We start from the raw sequence: 18,083 nt of genomic DNA, 5'->3' as shown, positions 1-18,083 counted from the left end.
GCGCGGGCGCCGCAGCCGGCTTCAGATCGGATAGTGGCGCGGCGTGGTCTGCACCGTGATCCAGCGCAGTTCGGTGAATTCCGCGATCGACGCCTTGCTGCCGAAGCGTCCGTAACCGCTCGCCTTCACGCCGCCGAACGGGATCTGCGCCTCGTCGTGCACGGTCGGGCCGTTGATGTGGCAGATGCCGGATTCGATGCGCCTGGCGAGGTTCATCGCCCGCCCGAGATCGCGGCTGAACAGGGCGGCCGAGAGCCCGTACTCGCTGTCGTTGGCCACCCGCAGCGCCTCCTCGTCGCCGTCCACGCGCTGCACGGTCACCACCGGGCCGAACGATTCGTCCGCATACAGCTTCATCTCGCGCGTGACGTTCTCGACGATCACCGGCTGCATGATCGCGCCGCGCACCTCGCAGCCGAGCGGCAGCCGCGCGCCTTTCTCGCGCGCGTCTTCGACGAGCGCCTGGATGCGCCGCGCCGACGCCTCGCTCTCGAGCGTGCCGAGAATCGAGCCCGGCTGCGACGGGTCGCCGGCCTTCAGCGTGCGCGCCTTGGCCACCAGCTTGTCGACCAGCGCATCGCCAAGCTTGCGATCGACGATCACGCGCTCGGTGGACATGCAGATTTGCCCCTGGTTGAAGAACGCGCCGAACGCGATGCCGTCCACCGCCGCGTCGAGATCGGCATCGTCGAGCACCAGCACCGGAGCCTTGCCGCCCAGTTCCAGCAGCGCGGGCTTCAGGTGCCGTGCGGACAGCTCCGCGACGATGCGCCCGACGCGCGTCGAGCCCGTGAAGTTCACGCGCCTGACGAGCGGATTCGCGATCAGCCGCTCGACGATCGCGGGCGCATCATGCGGCGCGTGCGAGAGCACGTTGACGACGCCGTCGCCGAGCCCCGCCTCGTGCAGCACCTGGCCGATCAGCCGATGCACGCCCGGGCAGCCCTCCGAGGCCTTCAGCACCACGGTATTGCCGCAGGCGAGCGGCATCGCGAGTGCGCGCGTGGCGAGTATCACCGGCGCGTTCCAGGGCGCCATGCCGAGCACCACGCCGCATGGCTGCCGCACCGCCATCGACAGGCTGCCGGGCACGTCGGACGGGATCACCGCGCCGTCGATCTGGGTGGTCATGGCCGCCGCCTCGCGCAGCATGTTGGCGGCGAGCATGACGTTGAAGCCGTACCAGTTCGCCATCGCGCCGGTCTCGGCGGCACCCGTCGCGATGAACTCCGGGGTGCGCTCGTCCATCCGGTCGGCCGCCGCGAGCAGCCGCTTGCGGCGCTCGGTCGGCGACAGCGCGGCCCAGCCGGGAAACGCGCGGGCCGCCGCCGCCACGGCCGCGTCGGCATCCTCCGGCGTGGCCGCCGCCGCGCGCGTGGCCACCGCGCCGGTGGCCGGGTTGATACGCTCGAAGGTGCCGCCGTTCGACGCCGGCCGTGCCTGACCGTCGATCAACAGACCGATCTCGTTCATGGTGTTGTCTCCTCCGTGTGCCCGCTCGAGCCGGCCGTATCAGCGCTTGTAGGCTTGCAGGCCCGGCTTGATGCTCTTGTCGTCGAGAAACTGCTTGAGGCCCTTTTCGCGGCCGCCTTCCTTGTCGCGATAATTGGCCTGGTCGAGCTTGGCGTACAGGTAGTCCTCGTTCTGCTCCCAGGTCAGTTCGCGGCTGCGCTTGAAGCCGTGCTTCGCGTTGCGCAGCACCACCGGGTTCTTGTCGAGCAGCTTGGCCGCGAGCGCGACGGTCGCCTCGCGCAAGGCCGCGCGCGGCACGCTCTGGTTGACCAGGCCCATCTGCGCGGCCTGCTTGCCGGTGAAGGTGTCGCCGGTCATGATGTAGTAGAGCGCCTGGCGATGGCCGACGGTGTCCGCCATGGCCTTGCTCACCAGGTTGCCGGGGGGAATGCCCCAGTTGATTTCGGACAGGCCGAAGGTGGCCTCGTCGGCGGCGATGGCGAGATCGCAGGCGACGAGCGGCGAAAACCCGCCGCCGAAACACCAGCCGTTGACCATCGCGATGGTCGGCTTCGAATACATGCGCAGCAGTTGCCATTGCCAGCGGCTCGCGTCGCGGCGAATGCGCTCCTGCACCACGTCCGAGGCCGCGTCCACCTCGCGGAAATATTCCTTCAGGTCCATGCCGGCGGTCCACGCATCGCCTTCGCCGGTCAGTACCAGCACCTGCGCCTCGTCGTCGAGCTCGAGCGTTTCGAGCACGTCGATCATTTCCTTGTTCAGCGTCGGGCTCATCGCGTTGCGCTTCTCGGGGCGATTCAGCACCACCCAGCCGATGCCCGCCTCGACCGTGACCTTGACCGTTGTCCAGCGACCTTCGTAGCTCATTGAATTTCTCCGTGAATGGTGCCGCGACTGCGGCCTGACGACAATTTAATATCAGGCTGCCTGATAAGTAAAGCGGAATATCGCCGTGCTGGTAAAAACCCCGAAGCGCGCCGGCAGCGCGGTACGGGCGGCGCCGCAACGGCTGCCGCGGGGCAGGGGAGCGCCGGCTCGCGGCACGCGGCGCCGGCTTCGGCGTGGATTATGATGGCTGCTGTCCAAGCCCTCGAACCCACGCTAACCGATGACCACGAAGCCCCGGGCATCCACGAAAAAGACCAGCCCCGCCGCCGCGCCCGCTGTTGCCGCCGCAGCCGATGTCGTCGCGCCGGGCGGCGCCGCGCCCGCCGCTCATGCGCCGATGCGGCTCACCTACCTGATCGGGCAGCTCGACCGGATCGTATCGCGCCGTCTGACCGAGGTGCTCGCCGCCCACGGCCTCACGCTGCCGCAGTTCACCGCCTTGTCGGTGTTGAACGGCCGCGGGCGATCCTCGAATGCGCAGCTGGCCGAGCGCTCGTTCATCACGCCGCAGTCGGCCAACGAAGTCGTCAAGACCATGGAATCGAACGGGTGGGTCACGCGTGAGCCGGACCCGGCCAATCGCCGGATCGTGCTGCTGCTTCTGACGCCCGCGGGCAAGGCGCTCTTGAAGCGCTGCAATGAAAGCGTCGATCAGATCGAACGGTCGATGCTCGGCGAGATGAGCGCCGACGAGCCGGTGCTGCGCGCGCTGCTGCACGGCTGCGTGAAGAATCTCAGGGAGCGCTGAGCGCAGCGGTGCGCCGCGCCGCCGCCGGCGCGGCGCACCGCAAGGCCGCTCAACTGCAGACGAAGCTGCTCGCGCTGTTCACATCGCCGCCCGTATAGCGCGCTACCTTCGGGTAGGCGCACAACGGCCGGGTGCGCCCGCGGCCCCAGTTGGCCGGCACGTCCGGATTCGGCGTGGCACTGCTGGCGTCGCGCGCGGTGGCCGTCACGCGGTCCGGGGCCTTGCCCTGCTCGACCCAGGCGACCAGGGGCGTCAGCATGTCGAACTGGTCGGTGCTCGGTCCGCCGCTGCAATGATCCATGCCGGCAATCGTGTAGAGCCGCGCGAAATTCGACGCGTCGCCGCCGTTCGCGCTGGCGAGCCGCTGATACCAGTCGGTCGTGTCGTTGGACGAAAACACCGGGTCGCTCGTGCCGTGATAGACCATCAGCTTCGCGCCGCGCTGCTTGAAGGCGCTCAGGTTGGTTTCGTCCGGCGGCGTCATGAACGACCACGCCGATTCGGCGTAGACGCCGCTGGTCGCGAAGATCGCCGGCGCGTCGCGGTCCATGCTGAAGTTCAGCGCATACGACGAGAGCTGGCTCAGCAGCGACGCGCTGTGCGGCGGCGACGAGAACACGAAGGCCGCGGCGGCCGGATCGAGCGTGATCGAATTGCCCTGCTTCCAGGCCGACCAGCCGGCGCCGAGCCCGGCGTCGTAGGGAAAGCTCGCATAAAGCGCGTTGCCCGCGCTGTCGCGGGCGCCGGCAAACAGCTTGCCGATCGCATCCTTCTGCGCGCTGGTCAGGCAACTGCCGTCGCGCAGGTTCCCCGCGCAGGTGGGCACGTCGTCGGCGAGACTGAAGTTCGCCTGGCATGCCTTGATGTCCTGGATCAGGCCGTCGGCGACGCCGTCGAGCGCGTCGCATTTTGCGAGGATTCTCGACGCCACCATCTGGCGTTCGGCCGCGGTGAAACCGGTGGTGATGTCGGGCAAGCCGTTCGCGCCGGTCGCGGTCGCCACTTTCGCCAACTGCTGCGCGCCCCACATCTCGCCGATCGCCGCCTTCGGCAGGTGAAAGCCCGGATCGCCGGCGATGATGCCGTCGTACTCGCCCGACGAACGCGCGGCCGTGACCATGGCATGGCGGCCGCCGTTCGAGCAGCCGCCGAAATAGCTGCGGTCCGGCGCCTTGCCGTAGGCGAGCTTGATCACTTGCTTGGCCATCGGGGTCAGCGTGTCGACGGCCGCGTAGCCGTAGTCGCGGCGCGCCTGCGGGTCGAGCCCGAACAGCGGATTTTGCGACGCGCTATGCCCCGAGTCCGAGCTGATCACGGCGAAGCCCATGTTCAGCGCGTCGTTGCTCGGGCCGCCGCCGCCGATTTCGCCGGTGGCGGTGACCACGATGCCGTCGAGCCCGCCGTTGGCCTGGTAGAAGAAGCGCCCGTTCCAGGCGAGCGGCAGGCGCATCTCGAAGCCGATCGCGTAGGTCTGGCCGTCCACGGTGCTGACGCGCTGATTCATGCTGCCCTGGATCAGGCAGTGCTCGGCGATCGGCTTGCCCGCCACCGTCAGCGTGCCGGCGGCCACGTCGGTCACGGAACTGAATACCGTGTTGGCGAACGCGAGCCTCGCGCCCAGCGCCGCGCACGTGCCGGCGAGCGTGCCGGGCGTGGCGGCGCTCAGTTGCGGCAGCGTGCTGCTGCCGCCGGAAGCATTCGGGGCGCTGCCGCTGCCGCCGCAAGCGGCGAGCGAGAGCGTGAGCAAGGCCGCCACGGCGGTGACGATCGAGGTAGGGTGCATGGCAGGAACTCCGGAAGGTCTAGAACGAGTGGCGCATGCCGAGCATCACGCCGGTCTGGCCCACACCGGCCGCGGGCGTCGTGCCGCCGCCGCCGCCGCTGACCGAATAGCGGGCCTTCGCGCTGTTGCCGAGATAGGAGGCCTGGGCATAGACGGCCGTGCGCTTCGACAGCAGATAGGTGCCGCGCAGCGTGCCCATCGTCGCGCGCGTGTCGTGCTGCGGGTTGTCGATGTGATAGACCTCGCCGTCGACGATGAAGGCGGGCGTGACGAAGTAGGACGCGCCGACGAAGAACAGGTTGGTGCGCACGCCGGCGAGCGACGCCGCGAGCGGCTGCACGCGCCGGTTCAGCCAGCCGAGGCCGAGTTTCGCCTTGCTGCCGAGGTTCGCGTATGCGCTCACGTGGGTGCGGATGTCCTTGTCGGCGGCATCGGCCAGCGGCGTCGGCGCCACGCCGTCGAAGAAATTCGCCGCCGCGTTGCTGCCGCCGCGCTGTTCCTCGTAGGAGGCCGCGACGCCGAACAGCGGCGTGTCGTACTTCAGCATCAGCGACCATTCGCGGCACTCGGTCGGGCGTCCCGCCACCGATCCCGTGCAGGTGCCTTGCCCGGGCGAATTGCCGGTGCCGGTCGAATCGCGGCCGAACGAGTAGTTCGCGCCCAGCGTGACCCCGGCGTAATTGCCCAGGTAGGTCACCGAGTTGTCGGCGCGCGCGTTCGGCACATAGGCATCGAACGAGCCGAGCCCGTAGATGTCCGGGCCGATCAGGTCCGCGCCCATCAGGGCGAGATAGGTCATCGTGTACTGGCGGCCGAAGCTCAGCGTGCCATACGGGCTCTTGATGCCGACGAACGCCTGCCGTCCGAACAGCCGGCCGCCCTGGCCCGAATCGCCGGCACGGACGTTGAAGCCGCTTTCCAGCGTGAACACCGCGCTGTAGCCTCCGCCCAGATCCTCGCTGCCGCGCAGGCCCCAGCGCGACGGCAGCTCTCCCGTGACGCCGGGCATGCGCAACAGGCTCTTGCCCGCCGCGTTGGCGTGCGAGACGTATTCGATCCCGGTATCGATGATGCCGTACATCGTGACGCTCGATTGCGCCGCGGCCGCGCCGCTGATCGCGCACAGGGCGCCGCAAAGTGCCAGATTGGCGGATGCTTGCATGAGTGGTGTCTCCAAACCGTTGAGGAACTGCCGGATTCGCAATGTCGTTGGTGGTTATGGGTGTCTGGTGCGGGGGCGCGCGTTCAGTCGGCGGCTCGCGGGCGACGCACCAGCAGCAGCGCGGCGGCGGCGGCGATCAGCGTGACGGGGATGGACGCGCCGATCACCGTCGACGAGCTGCGGCCCATCGCCAGCAATTGGCCGGCCGCGAGCGGCCCGACCACCGAGCCGAGGCGCCCGACCGCCACCGCCGCGCCGACCCCGGTGCCGCGCATCGCCGTCGGGTAGAACTGCGCCGACAGCGCATAGAGCACCGATTGGCCGCCGACCACGAACATGCCGGCGAAAAAGGCCGCCGCGGCGAAGGTGCCGAACCCGGGCGCCGTTGCCAGCGCCGCGAGCGATGCGATGATGCCGGCATACATGCCCGACACCACCAGGCTGGGGCGCACGCGATCCATCAACGTGCCGATGAACAGCGCGCCGAGCCCGCCGCCGATGTTGAAGAGGATCTGCACGTAGCCCACCTGCACGCGCGACAGGCCGCTGGCCGCCATCAGCGAGGGCAGCCAGTTGAGCAGGAAGTAGAGGACGATCAGCGTGCAGAAGAAGCTGACCCAGATCTGCACGGTGGACGGCCCGCGCGCCTCGTCGAACAGAATCCGGCCGACCGGCGCCGGCTTCGCGCGGCCGTAGTCGGACGCCTGCGCGAAGGCCCGCGAATTCCCCAGCAAGGCGAGCAGCAGCGGCACCAGCAGCAGCGGGCCCGCGCCGCCGACGTAGAAGATATGCCGCCATTCGGTGTCGCCGGCGCTCAGCATGCCGATCACCGACGCGATCAGTCCGCCGAACGGGATGCCGCAATACATCACGCTGACGGCCGTGCCGCGCGAGCGCGGCTCGACCGCCTCCGAGGACAGGGCGATCAGGTTCGGCAGTGCGCCGCCCAGCCCGATCCCGGTGAGGATCCGCACCAGCGCCAGCATCTGAAGATCGCGGACCAGCGCGGTCATGATCGACAGCAGGCCGAACAGGCAGACGGAAATCACCAGCACGCGCTTGCGGCCAAGCAGATCGGCCAGCCGGCCGCCGAGCATCGCGCCGGGCAGCAGGCCGAAGGTGCCGGCGCTGAACACCACGCCCATCTGTGCGACCGACAGGCCGAACTCGCGCGCCATGCGCGGTGCCGCGACGCCGACCGACTGCAGATCGAGTCCCTCGAGCAACGCGACCGCGAAACACAGGCCCAGGGTGACGGCGGCACTTGCGCGAACGGTCGTCGCGCTATCGTTCCCGCTGCCGAACGAAGTGGATGATTCAGCTCTTTTCACGTAGTAATCCTGATTATTTTGTGACGATTGAAGCAGCCGGGCCCAAATGAGCTCGCCTCGTCTGTCAATGCGAGGTGTTCTTGCGGCGCAGGCATGCAGCGCGGAGGCCGCGAGGCGCTGCGAACACACGGTGGCCGGACGCGCATGCCGGCGTTCGCAGTGGCTCGATTTAATATCAGGCAGGCTGATAACACAAGCAAATGCGGTTCGGTGAAAACACCTACTCGCGCCGGAAAACAAGCCGCCGATCATTGCCTCGCGCGACATGATCGGCGCGGCACGCCGGGCCGCCTTGGCGCGACTGGCCAGGCGCGCGCCGGGGCGCGGGCGGTGCCGCGGCCCGCCATGGGGATCGGTGGAGGGATCGGTGGAGGGATCGGCCCGGCCAGCGGGTGGAACCGGCGCAGCCTCCGCCAGCACCGGCATCCGGACCAGCCGCGCGTCCCGGGCGGCCGATGCGGGGAGTCGCCTGCGCCGCGCAAGCGGGGGCCGGCGAACCGCAATGCCTGCGAACATCTTCACGGCCGCCGCCGCGGTCGGGCTCAAGTTTTCGTTCGGCGTGCCGATCACGTGCTTGTCCGGGCGGCTCGAGGCTGGCATGGGCCGGCGCCCGAGAAATCGGGCAAAACGGCCGATGGCTGCGGGTTTTGGATTGGTATCGCGCCCTCACGCGGCAGTTTTGAAATGGCATACTACGGCATCGACCTAGCGGGGCATGACGTTGCATTTAGGCAGAGGTTGGCAGCTTGCAGCGCATGCCTATCGTGTCATCGCTTTGGGATATGTCATATGAGCACTGGCCCGACAGTACAGCCGATCGAGACCATGGAAAGGCGCGACGAGGACTCGGCCCGCTCCCGCTCGGCCTGGCTTGCCAACGAGTTCCGGGTCAGCTACGGATGGCTGAAGGCGAAGCTGCAGCGGCGTGTCGGCTCGCCGGCCGATGCCGAGGATCTCGCCGCGTCGTCGTTCGAGGCGCTGGCCGGCGTGGACGATCCGCCGGGCATTCGCGAACCGCGGGCATGGCTGACCGTGATCGCCCAGCGCCTGACCTTCGAGATGTGGCGCCGCCGGGATCTGGAGCGCGCCTATCAGAACGCGCTCCTCAACGCCGAGGCGCCGCTCGCGCCGTCCGCCGAATCGATCGTCGAGATTTCCCAGGCCCTGTTCCTGATCGATCAGGCGCTCGATGGCTTGCCGCCGAAGGCGAAAAGTGCTTTTATCTACAGCCAGATCGACGGCCTCACGTATGCCGAGATCGCGGAGCGGCTCGGCGTGTCGAGCAGCATGGTCCGCAAATACATCACCCAAGCGCTCACCCAATGCTTTCTGAACCCTTGAACGCCTCACGCGGCGCCCGCGCGCCCGATTCCGCCATGCGCGAGGCCGTGCAATGGGAGGTCCGGCTGCGGGCCGGGGATGTCACGCGCGAGGAACGCGATCGATTCGAGGCGTGGCGCCGTGCCGATCCCGCTCACGACCAGGCGTGGACGCGGCTTCAGCAAGGGCTGGCGCGGTTTTCCCCGCTGCAGGCAGCCTCCGGCGCCGCGGTGCGCAGCGCGTTGAGCGAACCCTCCCATGCGAGACGCCGCCTGCTCAAGGCGGGGGGCGCGCTCAGCGCGCTGGCCTTGGCCGCGGTCGGCACGCGCGAGCTGGTGGGCCGCTACGCCCTGGACGCCGATTACCACAACGCGGGCCTGGCGCCCCAGGTGGTCGCGCTGAACGACGGCGCGCCGATGACGCTCGGGGCCTCGGCTCGCGTCTATGCGACGGACGCCGCCGCGGGCCATGACGTCTACCTCGCGTCCGGCCAGATCCTCACCAATCCGGTCACGACGAGCCGCATCCCGCTGGTGGTGCGCACCCGCGACGGCAGCGCGGCGACGGCCAGCGCACGGCTCAGCGTCGACGCGCTGCGCTATCACACCGTGGTGGCGGTGCAGGGCGGCGAGGCCACCCTGGCCACGCCGGACGGCGGCAGCCTGCGTGTCGACGGCGGTTCGGCCTGGTCGATCACCGCACGGCGCATCGCCCGCATGCCCGAGACCGCCGAGGATATCTTCGCATGGAAGCGCGGCATGCTGGTGGTGCTCGACCGCCCCGTGCCCGACATCATCGAGACGCTGGGCCGCTACTACAGCGGCTACATCCGGTTTCCGCAGGAAGCGCTCTCGCGCCGGGTCAGCGGCGTGTTCGCGCTCAATGACGCCGAGGCGGCGCTGCGCCAGCTCGCCAGCGGCCTGGGGCTGTCCCTCGTCACCTACGGAAAGGTCCTGGCGGTCGCCTCCGAGGCCTGACCCGGCGCCGGACCCGGCCCCGGACCGTTTCACGCTCCGCTTCAAAAATATTTTCGTTTCCCGGTGTCACTTTTCCCCCCTCGTTGCACAAGGTGAGTGAAGGCGTCCCATGTTCACGACGCCTACCTTGTCCCGAGGGGAGAACCGTGATCGACCATATCGACAAAGCCATCCTGACCGTTCTGCAAGACGACTGCACGCTTCCCGTGGCGGAGCTTGCCGATCGCGTGCATCTGTCGACCACGCCTTGCTGGCGCCGCATACAGAAGCTCGAGCAGGACGGCGTCATCGCCCGCCGCGTGGCCCTGCTGGACGCCGAGAAGCTCAATGTGGGCGTCACCGTCTTCGTCGAGATCCGAACCGCCCAGCACACGGCCGCGTGGCTCAAGCGCTTTTGCGAGGCGGTGGCCGATATTCCGGAAGTCGTCGAGGTGTACCGCATGAGCGGCCACGTCGACTATCTCCTCAAGGTCGTGGTACCGCACATCGCCGCCTATGACGGTGTCTACAAGCGCTTGATCAGCGAGCTGGAAATCTTCGACGTCAGTTCCAGCTTTTCGATGGAGACCATCAAGTCCACCACGAGCCTGCCGCTCGCCTACATTTCGTGACCCGGTGGTCTGAGGACTTGGCGTGTCGAACGGAATTTTCAGCGACGTCCCGTTCGCCGGGAATGAAATTCCAGAAATGGCCGCAAATAGGAATTCTTTCAAAAAAGCATTCCGGACAGGACAGCTAGACTTTTTGTGTGGAGGAGACGCAGGTGAATGTCTCGAATCAGTGACGTCGAGCGTGCCGGCCGCGGAAAACCGGGAGGGCTTCCGTCACGGCCGCGTCGATGGGAGGCGAGGCCGGACCGGCTCGCTCAGCTGGGTGTAGTCAGGCGTTTTGCCGAAAACAACCGATATGTGGATGGGGTGTATCGTGGGGATCAAGTTCGACAACAAGGGGATGGCCCGCAATCTCGCGGCAGTGGCAATCGCCGTGGCACAGACGTTCGCGGCGTCCGCCGCCAGTGCGCAGCAGGCGGCGCAACACACCTACCACATACCGAGCGGCCCGCTGGACCGGACCTTGGTGGAGATCGCGAAGACCGCGCAGCTGCCGTTGAACTATGACGCGGCGCTGGTGCGCTCGCTGCAGTCGGCGCCGGTGGACGGCCAATACTCGGCCATGGACGCGATCCGCGCGGCCTTGCGGGGCACCGGCCTCGACATGGTTCCCACGGCCAACGGCGGCTACACGCTCACGCGTGCCAAGGCCGATGCGAAGCGGGCGGCGCCGCCGGCCGCGGCCGGCCCGGCAGGCAGCCAGGTCGACACCACCCTGCCGCTCATCAGCGTGGCGGCCAGCCGCGATTCCAGCGGCACCGGCTTCGTCGCGGAATCGTCGTCCAGCTATGCGCGCTCGGACGTGCCGCTCAGCGAGACGCCGAAATCGGTCAGCGTCATCAACGCGGCGGTGATCCAGAGCCAGGCCGACCAGTCGCTCTCCGATGTGCTGAGGAATGCTTCCGGTGTGGTCACGCGCCCGGGGCCGCTTGGCGTGCCGCAGTACACGATTCGCGGGTTTACGGCCACCAACCTGACCTCGGACGGGCTCGCGACGGTCGGGACCGCACCCAACGTCACGCCGACGATCGCCATCTCGCGCGTGGAAGTGGTCAAGGGACCGTCGGCGATCATGAACGGCAGCAGCCCGCCGGGGGGCGTCATCAACCTCGTCAAGAAGACGCCGCAGGCCGATCCGTTCCACGAAATCCAGGTGGGCTACGGCTCCTACGGCGACGACCAGATCGCGCTGGACAGCACGGGCGCGATCACCAAGGACAAGAAGCTCCGGTATCGCTTCATCATCTCGGGCGAGCGCGTGGGCCAGACCCCGATGGGATATGACGGCGAGAGAAATTTCTACTTTGCCCCGACCCTGCAATGGAAGGATTCGACCACGGATTTGACGGTCGGCTATGAGCGCACGGTCAATCGCGAGCCGGTTCCGCAGTTCACGGTCGGCTATGTCGCGGGCGATATTTACCGGAATTATATGGACCGGCCGCTCGGCCAGCCGTCCGACCATTTCGGCGCGCAAACCGACACTGCCTTCCTCCATCTCGAGCAGAAGCTCTCGAAGTCGCTCACCTTCGTGAGCAAGGCGTCCTACTCGCGGACCCAGCAGACCCAGCAGGCCTGGGCCGTGGCCACGCCGCTCTCGGCGACCAATGGCGCCTCGTTCTACGCCTTCGATTCGATCGCGGATTACTACAATTGGAGCTTCCAGAACTACCTGCGAGCCAAGTTCGATATCGGCGCGGTGAAGAATACCGTGATCGCGGGCTGGGATCTGCTGCACTACAACCAGTATCAGGCCGATACGACACTCTTCAGACTCATTTCCGTCCCGAACATCTTCGGGCCGTTCTCGCTGCCTCCTGCCGATGCCGGCAACCTGGCGCCGACGTTCGCGAGCAGCTACACGCAGACTGGCGTGTATCTGCAAGATCAGTTTTCCTACCGGAATTTTCATGCACTCGCCTCGGTGCGCCGCGATACCTATCTGACGAGCTCGGTCTCTGGCAGCGGCGTGGCAGGGCGGGGAACGCATCAGAACGCCTATAGTCCGAGCCTCGGCCTGCTCTACGAACTGACCACCGAGGTCTCGGCCTATGCCAGCTACAACCGCGGCTTCCAACCGGGAACGGCACCGAAGTTCGGCGGCGGAATCCTGGCCCCGCAGATCAGCCAGCAAGTCGAAGTGGGCATGAAGTTCAACCTGCTGGACGACAAGCTGGCGATCACGACCTCGGCCTACCGCACCTCGTTCAGCAACTACAACGTCGCCGATCCGCTCCATCGCGGCTTCTATCTTCCCGCCGGCGGCGCCGTCAGCCGCGGATTCGAGGCGGAGATCAGCGGCCAGCCGCTGCCCGGCGTCAACCTGATCGGCAGCTACACGTACAACGACTTCGTGCAGCCCGCGGGCACCAAGATCGCGGTGAATCTGCCCAAGAACAGCGCCAGTCTGTGGGCCACCTACAACTTCCGTTCGGAAAAGCTGCAGGGTTTCGGGGTCGGCGCGGGGCTGTTCTTCGCCAGCGGGCAGTACGTCGACACGGGATCGGCGTATCGCATTCCCAGCCAGGTGGAGACGGATCTCGGGGTGTTCTACCGGAAGAAGGGCTATGGCCTGAATCTTTCGGTCAAGAACGTATTCAATCGCAAGCTCTACTACAGCAGCACGACGTCCTCCTTCATTCCGATGGGACCGGAGCGAACCGTCATGCTCACCGGCACCTATGATTTCTGATTCCATCGAGGCCCGGCGCTGGAGCGGCCGCGTGTCCGAACCCGAGCGCCTGGCGAAGCTGCGATCGCGCTTCAGGCGCACGGTGGTGGGGCTTGCCGTGCTGCTGGCGCATGGGCTGGGCCTGTACCTGATCGTTCATCACAGCGTGCACCTGATCCGGCTGGAGGCCGACCGGGCCTCCGGTACTTCGGTTCAGGTCAGGCTGGTTGCCGCGCCGACGCCGCAGCCCGTGGTGAAGCCCGAGCCCAAGCCCGAGCGGCCGCCTGAGCCGAAACCCAGGCCGGTCGAAAAGCCGGTGGTGCGCAAGACGGCGCCCGTGCTTTCGTCGCAGGCCCCGGCTGCCCGGACCGTCGCGCCCGCCAAGAGCGAGCCCGTCAAGCCGGTCCAGCCGGCCCCGGCGCCGCCCGTGGCCGCCCCCAGCGTCGCCGCGCCGCCTGCTCCGACGCCGCCTGCACCCGCACCCGGCCCCAATCTGCTCGACACCCCGAAGCAGATCAGCAGCGCGGAACTCAAGCAACTCGGCTGCCAGATCCCGAGCCCGGACTATCCCCCGAAGGCGCGGCGGCTCGAGCAGGAAGGCACGGTGGTGGTGAAGCTGTCGATCGGCGTGGACGGCGCGGTAGCAAAGGCGCGAGTCGCGCAAAGCAGCGGCTATCCGCTGCTGGATGCGGCGGCGCTGGCGGCGACCCAGGCCGGCCGTTGCCATCCCTATACGACCGCCGGCATTGCCCGCGCCGTCGAGGCCGAGCAGCGGATCGCCTTCAATCTGAATGACTGACCTGGAATTCAACGGAGCAAACAATGGAACAGTACGGCATCGCCAATGTCTGGCAGCAGGGTGATTTCATCACCCGCTTCATCTTCGTCTTTCTTCTCGGCATGTCGGTCGTGTCCTGGTTCGTCATCGTGACCAAGGGACTGGCGAATCGACGCCTCGAGACCATGGGCAAGCGCGCGCAGACGCGCTTCTGGTCCACCCCGTCGTTCGACGAAGGCATCAAGGCGCTCGGCGACGGCGCCGACAATCCCTATCGCGCCATGGCGCTGGCGGGCCGCGAGGCCAACGAGCAGCAGGCGGGAGGCGGCGCCTCGCTGCAAGGCAGCCTGAGTGCCAGCGAATGGGTGGCCCGCGGCCTGCGCAATGCCTTCGACGACGAGGTCGCCCGCCTGCAGAACGGCCTGGCCGTGCTCGGCTCGATCGGCAGCACCGCGCCGTTTGTCGGCCTGTTCGGCACGGTGTGGGGCATCTATCACGCGCTGATGGCGATCGGCGCATCGGGCCAGGCCAGCCTCGACCACGTCGCCGGCCCGGTGGGCGAGTCGCTGATCATGACGGCGATCGGCTTGTTCGTGGCGATTCCCGCCGTGCTCGGCTTCAACTACGTCAATCGCGGCAACAAGCGGGTCAGCCATCGCCTGAACCGGTTCGTGCATGAACTGCACGTGTATTTCGTGACGGGCGCCAAGGCCCACTGCGACGTTCGCCAGGCACCTGCGGCACCGGTGGCGAGCAAGCGCGTCAGCGCCACTGCCTGAGCGGGGAGTTCATCGTGTCGATTCTCATGGATGGCAACAACGACGAAGGCGTGATGAACGACATCAACATGACGCCGCTGATCGACGTCATGTTGGTATTGCTGATCATTTTCATCGTGACACTGCCGGTCATCAACAAGGCGGTGAAGGTCGATCTGCCGAAGGCGGCAGCGCAGCCGGCCGAGTCGAAAAGCCAGGATATCGATCTCTCGATCACGGCCGACAAGACCGTGCTGTGGAACAAGACGGTGGTCGACGACGCGGCACTGAAGCTGCGTGTCGAGGCGGCCGCGAGGCAGGGCGAGCCGCCCGCCGTCAACATCAATGCGGATCAGCACGTGGAGTACGGCAAGGTGGCCGCGGTCCTCGCGGCGCTGCAGGGCGGCGGTCTGAACAAGATCAACTTTGTCATGCAACCGGCGAAGGACTCGCAATGACCATGAATCGGGCATTCCCGGCCGACCGCGCGGAGGATCGGGAAGCCAGGCGCCACTTTCCCACCGTCTGGAAGCTGATCCGGCCGTATTGGGTCACCAGGGAGGGCGTGTTGTCGGCGCTGATGCTCGCCTGCGTGATCGGCGCGGGCTGGGGCCACACCTATATCGGCCTCTGGCTCAATCACTGGACCGGCACGTTCTACGATGCCGTGGGGGGCCGCAGGTTTCAGGTGCTGCCGGTGCTGCTGCTGCAATTCCTGCTGGTGTCGATGGCGGCCGCCGCGTTGACGGTGTCCACGGTGGTGCTGCAGTCGATCGTCGAGATTCGCTGGCGCCGCTGGCTGACGACCTGGCTGGCCGAGCAATGGCTGTCGCGCCATACCTACTATCGCATCGAGCGCGACCGTGCGCTCGAGAACATCGATCAGCGTATCGCGGAGGATGCGAAGCTGTTCGTCAAGGACACCTTGCTGTTGTCGATGGGCGTGCTCCAGGTGCCCGTGAGCATCGTGAGCTTCAGCGTGGTGCTGTGGTCGATCGGCCATTCCCTGGATCTGCATGTCGGCGGCCATCAATACAGCATCCATGGCTACCTGGTCTACGCAGTGTTCATCTACCAGGGCCTGTTTTTCCTAGCCACCCATCTGCTGGGCCGGCGCCTGATCACGCTCAACGCCAAGCAGAACCGCGTGGAAGGCGATTTTCGCGTGCTGATGGTGCGGGTGCGCGAGTTCGCCGAGCAGATCGCCTTCTTCGATGGGAACGGCGCGGAAAGCACCCGGCTGAACGGGGCGTTCCGCCAGGTGGTCTCGAATCTCTATGCGCTGCTCTGGGTCAATACGCGGGTCTCGTTGTTCACCAATCTCGTCGGGCAAGTCGGCTCGGTGGTGCCGACCTTGCTGGTCTTGCCGCAGTTGATGACGGGCGGGATGACGCTGGGCGGGCTGATGCGTTCCAACGCGGCGTTCGGTTCCGTGTCGAGTTCGCTGGCGTTTTTCCCTCAAGCCTATCTGGGGTTCACCGCCTGGCGCGCCGAGGCAAACCGGCTTCGCGAATTTCTCTACGTCTACGCGCACGAGCCGCAGGCCGGCGTCGCGTTGAGCGCCGCGCAGGAAGGCGCCGTGGCGGCCACCGGCCTGGTGCTGCGCGATGCGAGCGGCGTGGAGATTACCCGCGTGCCCGATTTCTCGCTCGCGCCGGGTTCGCGCTGCCTGGTGCGGGGGCCGTCCGGCAGCGGAAAGAGCACGCTGCTCAGGGCCCTGGCCGGCCTCTGGCCGTATGGCGAGGGCGCAGTCGCCCGCTGCGCCGAGCGCGCCGTGTTCGTGCCGCAGCGCAGCTACATCCCCGCCGGCACCTTGAAGGCAGCGATCGCCTACCCGCGCGAGGCCTCGGTCTACAGCGACAGCGAATGCGCGGAAGTGCTGCGCGCCTGCGGCCTGGGCGCCTATGCCGGATCGTTGCTCGATGCCGACCGCTGGAGCGACCGGCTTTCCGGCGGCGAGCAGCAGCGCGTGGCGTTCGCGCGCGTGCTGCTGGCCCGCCCGTCGACGATCTTCCTCGACGAATGCACGTCGGCCCTCGATCCGCAGAGCGAGCACCATCTCTACCAGCTGCTGATCGACCGGCTGCCTCATGCCACCGTCCTCAGCGTCGCGCATCGCAAGGAACTGCTGGCCTTTCATCAGCAGACCATCGATTTCTCGCCCAAGCCGCAAGCGGCGGCATGGGGAGGGCCGGCCGGCCCGGCGCCGTCCGCGTATCCGGCATGACCCCGCGATGGCGTCGCGACGATGCCGGTGGGTCGGTCGGGCAAGGCCCGACGAGATAGAACTTGTAAACAGGAATCTGAAATGAGCAGCTTGAAAAGTGTGACCGAAGCGAGCTTCGAGGCCGATGTGACGCTGAACAGCCGTCCGGTGCTGATCGACTTCTGGGCGGAATGGTGCGGGCCGTGCAAGGCGCTGGCGCCGACGCTCGAGAAAGTGGCGCGGAACTTCGAAGGCAAGGTCGACATCGTCAAGGTCAACGTCGATGAGCATCCTGGCCTGCGCGAGCGCTTTGGCGTGCGCGGCATTCCCGCGCTGGTGCTGATGAACGGCGCCGACGAGGCGGGCCGCATCGTGGGCAACCGCACCGCCACGCAGCTCGCGAGCTACCTGGATGCGCACCTGGGAACCGCCACGCAACTGGCCAAGCCCGCCGTCACGCTGTCCGCGTTCGGCGGCGATGCGCAGCTGAAAGCCGAGCGGATCGCTCGATTGCGCGACTATCTCGAACTCAAGCAGGCCGATCCGAATACGCCCATGTGGCCGGAAAAGGTCACCGGCGCGCTCGCCTACGTGGCCGGCACCTCCGATCCGGACGAGTGCGCGGTCGCGCTGGGCATGCCGACCGACGTGCTCGATACCGTGGCGTCGCTCTCGACCTACCGGAGCACGCATTTGAACGGCGCGCGGTTCGTCGCCGACTGGCTGGAGAGCGTCCCGGTGGGCGCCGACCTCTCGGCGTTGCCGGGCCGGCTGCTCAACGAGATTCTGGCGAGTCCGCTCGTCTCGGACACCTTGGACGGCGACGCGGCGTTGCTCGCGATTCGCGACGAACTTGCCGCGCTGCATGCCGCGGAGGCGGGCGGTGCCCAGCTGCCGGAGGAGAAGTGGGCGGCCGTCGCGCAAGCGGCCCGCGAGGTGGTCGCCGCGCCCGCCGAAGGAAACCGGACGAGGGCCGCCGCGGTGCTGGTCGCCGCGTCGTCGTCGCTGGCCCGCAACCCGGACATGCTGAAGGACTTCGTCAGCGTGCTTTGCCGATTCGTCCAGGAATGCCTGAAGGCCAAGTGCCACTGGGGCGCCGAGGATGAATCGCGTCTGTTCAAATTGATGGACGGCATCTTCAAGCATGCGCTCGACACCGGCGCCGAGCCGCCGAGAGGCCCCGCAATGATGAAACATGTCGCGGAGATCGATCCCCGGCTGGCCGAGCGATTCCTGTTCCAGTACGAAGAAGGCGACCGTGCCTCGCGCGAACGGGGCGGCGCGATCGGCGACATGCTGATTTCGCTGACCCGCCGGTGTGCCTGAGACATGCGATGCACGATGCCGGATGGCGAAGGAGGAGCAGGCTGATGCAAT

At 67.3% G+C, this 18,083-nt stretch carries 15 protein-coding genes; 10 read left to right on the top strand and 5 right to left on the bottom strand.

What is annotated here, in order from left to right; genetic code table 11:
• Positions 1-21: 21 nt before the first annotated feature.
• Positions 22-1,473, bottom strand: a complete 1,452-nt coding sequence (locus KS03_RS08925; RefSeq protein WP_012733838.1) for an aldehyde dehydrogenase — start codon at positions 1,471-1,473, stop codon at positions 22-24.
• Between the two features lie 39 nt (positions 1,474-1,512).
• Positions 1,513-2,340, bottom strand: a complete 828-nt coding sequence (locus KS03_RS08920; RefSeq protein ID WP_012733839.1) for a p-hydroxycinnamoyl CoA hydratase/lyase — start codon at positions 2,338-2,340, stop codon at positions 1,513-1,515.
• A gap of 241 nt (positions 2,341-2,581) precedes the next feature.
• On the opposite strand from KS03_RS08920, the gene KS03_RS08915 reads away from it, so the two are divergent.
• The gene (locus KS03_RS08915) at positions 2,582-3,109 is read left to right on the top strand and encodes a MarR family winged helix-turn-helix transcriptional regulator (protein ID WP_012733840.1); all 528 of its coding nucleotides are present in this window, start codon (positions 2,582-2,584) and stop codon (positions 3,107-3,109) included.
• A gap of 49 nt (positions 3,110-3,158) precedes the next feature.
• Here the strand turns inward: KS03_RS08915 and KS03_RS08910 are convergent, their stop codons facing one another.
• The 3 genes from KS03_RS08910 to mhpT all read right to left on the bottom strand — a co-directional run bounded on the left by KS03_RS08910 (position 3,159) and on the right by mhpT (position 7,385).
• Positions 3,159-4,892: a tannase/feruloyl esterase family alpha/beta hydrolase gene (locus KS03_RS08910; RefSeq protein WP_012733841.1), complete on the bottom strand. Its 1,734-nt coding sequence runs from the start codon at positions 4,890-4,892 to the stop codon at positions 3,159-3,161.
• A 19-nt stretch (positions 4,893-4,911) separates the two neighbouring features.
• The gene (locus KS03_RS08905) at positions 4,912-6,054 is read right to left on the bottom strand and encodes a porin (protein ID WP_012733842.1); all 1,143 of its coding nucleotides are present in this window, start codon (positions 6,052-6,054) and stop codon (positions 4,912-4,914) included.
• An 83-nt stretch (positions 6,055-6,137) separates the two neighbouring features.
• A complete protein-coding gene (mhpT, locus tag KS03_RS08900; protein ID WP_017432391.1) occupies positions 6,138-7,385 on the bottom strand; it encodes a 3-(3-hydroxy-phenyl)propionate transporter MhpT in 1,248 nt (415 codons plus the stop codon).
• 789 nt (positions 7,386-8,174) lie between these two features.
• Here mhpT and KS03_RS08895 point away from each other — a divergent pair.
• The 9 genes from KS03_RS08895 (at position 8,175) to trxA (ending at position 18,032) form a co-directional block, all read left to right on the top strand.
• On the top strand, positions 8,175-8,726 hold the full coding sequence (locus KS03_RS08895) for a sigma-70 family RNA polymerase sigma factor (RefSeq protein WP_012733844.1): 552 nt from the start codon (positions 8,175-8,177) through the stop codon (positions 8,724-8,726).
• The gene (locus KS03_RS08890; RefSeq protein WP_012733845.1) at positions 8,708-9,682 is read left to right on the top strand and encodes a DUF4880 domain-containing protein; all 975 of its coding nucleotides are present in this window, start codon (positions 8,708-8,710) and stop codon (positions 9,680-9,682) included. Before KS03_RS08895 ends, KS03_RS08890 begins: the two co-directional genes overlap by 19 nt.
• A gap of 146 nt (positions 9,683-9,828) precedes the next feature.
• The gene (locus KS03_RS08885) at positions 9,829-10,293 is read left to right on the top strand and encodes an Lrp/AsnC family transcriptional regulator (protein ID WP_012733846.1); all 465 of its coding nucleotides are present in this window, start codon (positions 9,829-9,831) and stop codon (positions 10,291-10,293) included.
• 301 nt (positions 10,294-10,594) lie between these two features.
• Positions 10,595-12,985, top strand: a complete 2,391-nt coding sequence (locus tag KS03_RS08880) for a TonB-dependent siderophore receptor (RefSeq protein ID WP_045678748.1) — start codon at positions 10,595-10,597, stop codon at positions 12,983-12,985.
• Entirely contained in the window at positions 12,975-13,763 is a 789-nt protein-coding gene (locus KS03_RS08875) for an energy transducer TonB (protein ID WP_017432389.1), read from the top strand. The genes KS03_RS08880 and KS03_RS08875 overlap by 11 nt, the downstream gene beginning before the upstream one ends.
• 23 nt (positions 13,764-13,786) lie before the next feature.
• Positions 13,787-14,521, top strand: coding sequence for a MotA/TolQ/ExbB proton channel family protein (locus tag KS03_RS08870; RefSeq protein ID WP_012733849.1), 735 nt, complete (start codon positions 13,787-13,789; stop codon positions 14,519-14,521).
• 14 nt (positions 14,522-14,535) lie between these two features.
• Positions 14,536-14,958, top strand: coding sequence for an ExbD/TolR family protein (locus tag KS03_RS08865; RefSeq protein ID WP_012733850.1), 423 nt, complete (start codon positions 14,536-14,538; stop codon positions 14,956-14,958).
• Positions 14,955-16,727 (top strand): ABC transporter ATP-binding protein/permease, encoded by a 1,773-nt coding sequence (locus KS03_RS08860; protein ID WP_012733851.1) that lies wholly within the window; start codon positions 14,955-14,957, stop codon positions 16,725-16,727. Before KS03_RS08865 ends, KS03_RS08860 begins: the two co-directional genes overlap by 4 nt.
• Before the next feature lie 21 nt (positions 16,728-16,748).
• Positions 16,749-18,032, top strand: a complete 1,284-nt coding sequence (gene trxA, locus KS03_RS08855) for a thioredoxin (protein ID WP_230674449.1) — start codon at positions 16,749-16,751, stop codon at positions 18,030-18,032.
• The last annotated feature ends 51 nt before the right edge of the window (positions 18,033-18,083 follow it).

It is taken from the genome of Burkholderia glumae LMG 2196 = ATCC 33617, assembly GCF_000960995.1.
Lineage (GTDB): Bacteria > Pseudomonadota > Gammaproteobacteria > Burkholderiales > Burkholderiaceae > Burkholderia > Burkholderia glumae.
Note: the sequence above shows the minus strand (reverse complement) of the source record. Positions and strands in the feature narration are given on the sequence as shown.

Excerpts from the sequence above, each read along its gene's own strand:
- KS03_RS08925 (WP_012733838.1), bottom strand. The coding sequence starts at position 1,473 with ATGAACGAGATCGGTCTGTTGATCGACGGTCAGGCACGGCCGGCGTCG.
- KS03_RS08920 (WP_012733839.1), bottom strand. The coding sequence starts at position 2,340 with ATGAGCTACGAAGGTCGCTGGACAACGGTCAAGGTCACGGTCGAGGCG.
- KS03_RS08915 (WP_012733840.1), top strand. The coding sequence starts at position 2,582 with ATGACCACGAAGCCCCGGGCATCCACGAAAAAGACCAGCCCCGCCGCC.
- KS03_RS08910 (WP_012733841.1), bottom strand. The coding sequence starts at position 4,892 with ATGCACCCTACCTCGATCGTCACCGCCGTGGCGGCCTTGCTCACGCTC.
- KS03_RS08905 (WP_012733842.1), bottom strand. The coding sequence starts at position 6,054 with ATGCAAGCATCCGCCAATCTGGCACTTTGCGGCGCCCTGTGCGCGATC.
- KS03_RS08895 (WP_012733844.1), top strand. The coding sequence starts at position 8,175 with ATGAGCACTGGCCCGACAGTACAGCCGATCGAGACCATGGAAAGGCGC.
- KS03_RS08890 (WP_012733845.1), top strand. The coding sequence starts at position 8,708 with ATGCTTTCTGAACCCTTGAACGCCTCACGCGGCGCCCGCGCGCCCGAT.
- KS03_RS08880 (WP_045678748.1), top strand. The coding sequence starts at position 10,595 with ATGGGGTGTATCGTGGGGATCAAGTTCGACAACAAGGGGATGGCCCGC.
- KS03_RS08875 (WP_017432389.1), top strand. The coding sequence starts at position 12,975 with ATGATTTCTGATTCCATCGAGGCCCGGCGCTGGAGCGGCCGCGTGTCC.
- KS03_RS08870 (WP_012733849.1), top strand. The coding sequence starts at position 13,787 with ATGGAACAGTACGGCATCGCCAATGTCTGGCAGCAGGGTGATTTCATC.
- KS03_RS08860 (WP_012733851.1), top strand. The coding sequence starts at position 14,955 with ATGACCATGAATCGGGCATTCCCGGCCGACCGCGCGGAGGATCGGGAA.
- trxA (WP_230674449.1), top strand. The coding sequence starts at position 16,749 with ATGCCGGTGGGTCGGTCGGGCAAGGCCCGACGAGATAGAACTTGTAAA.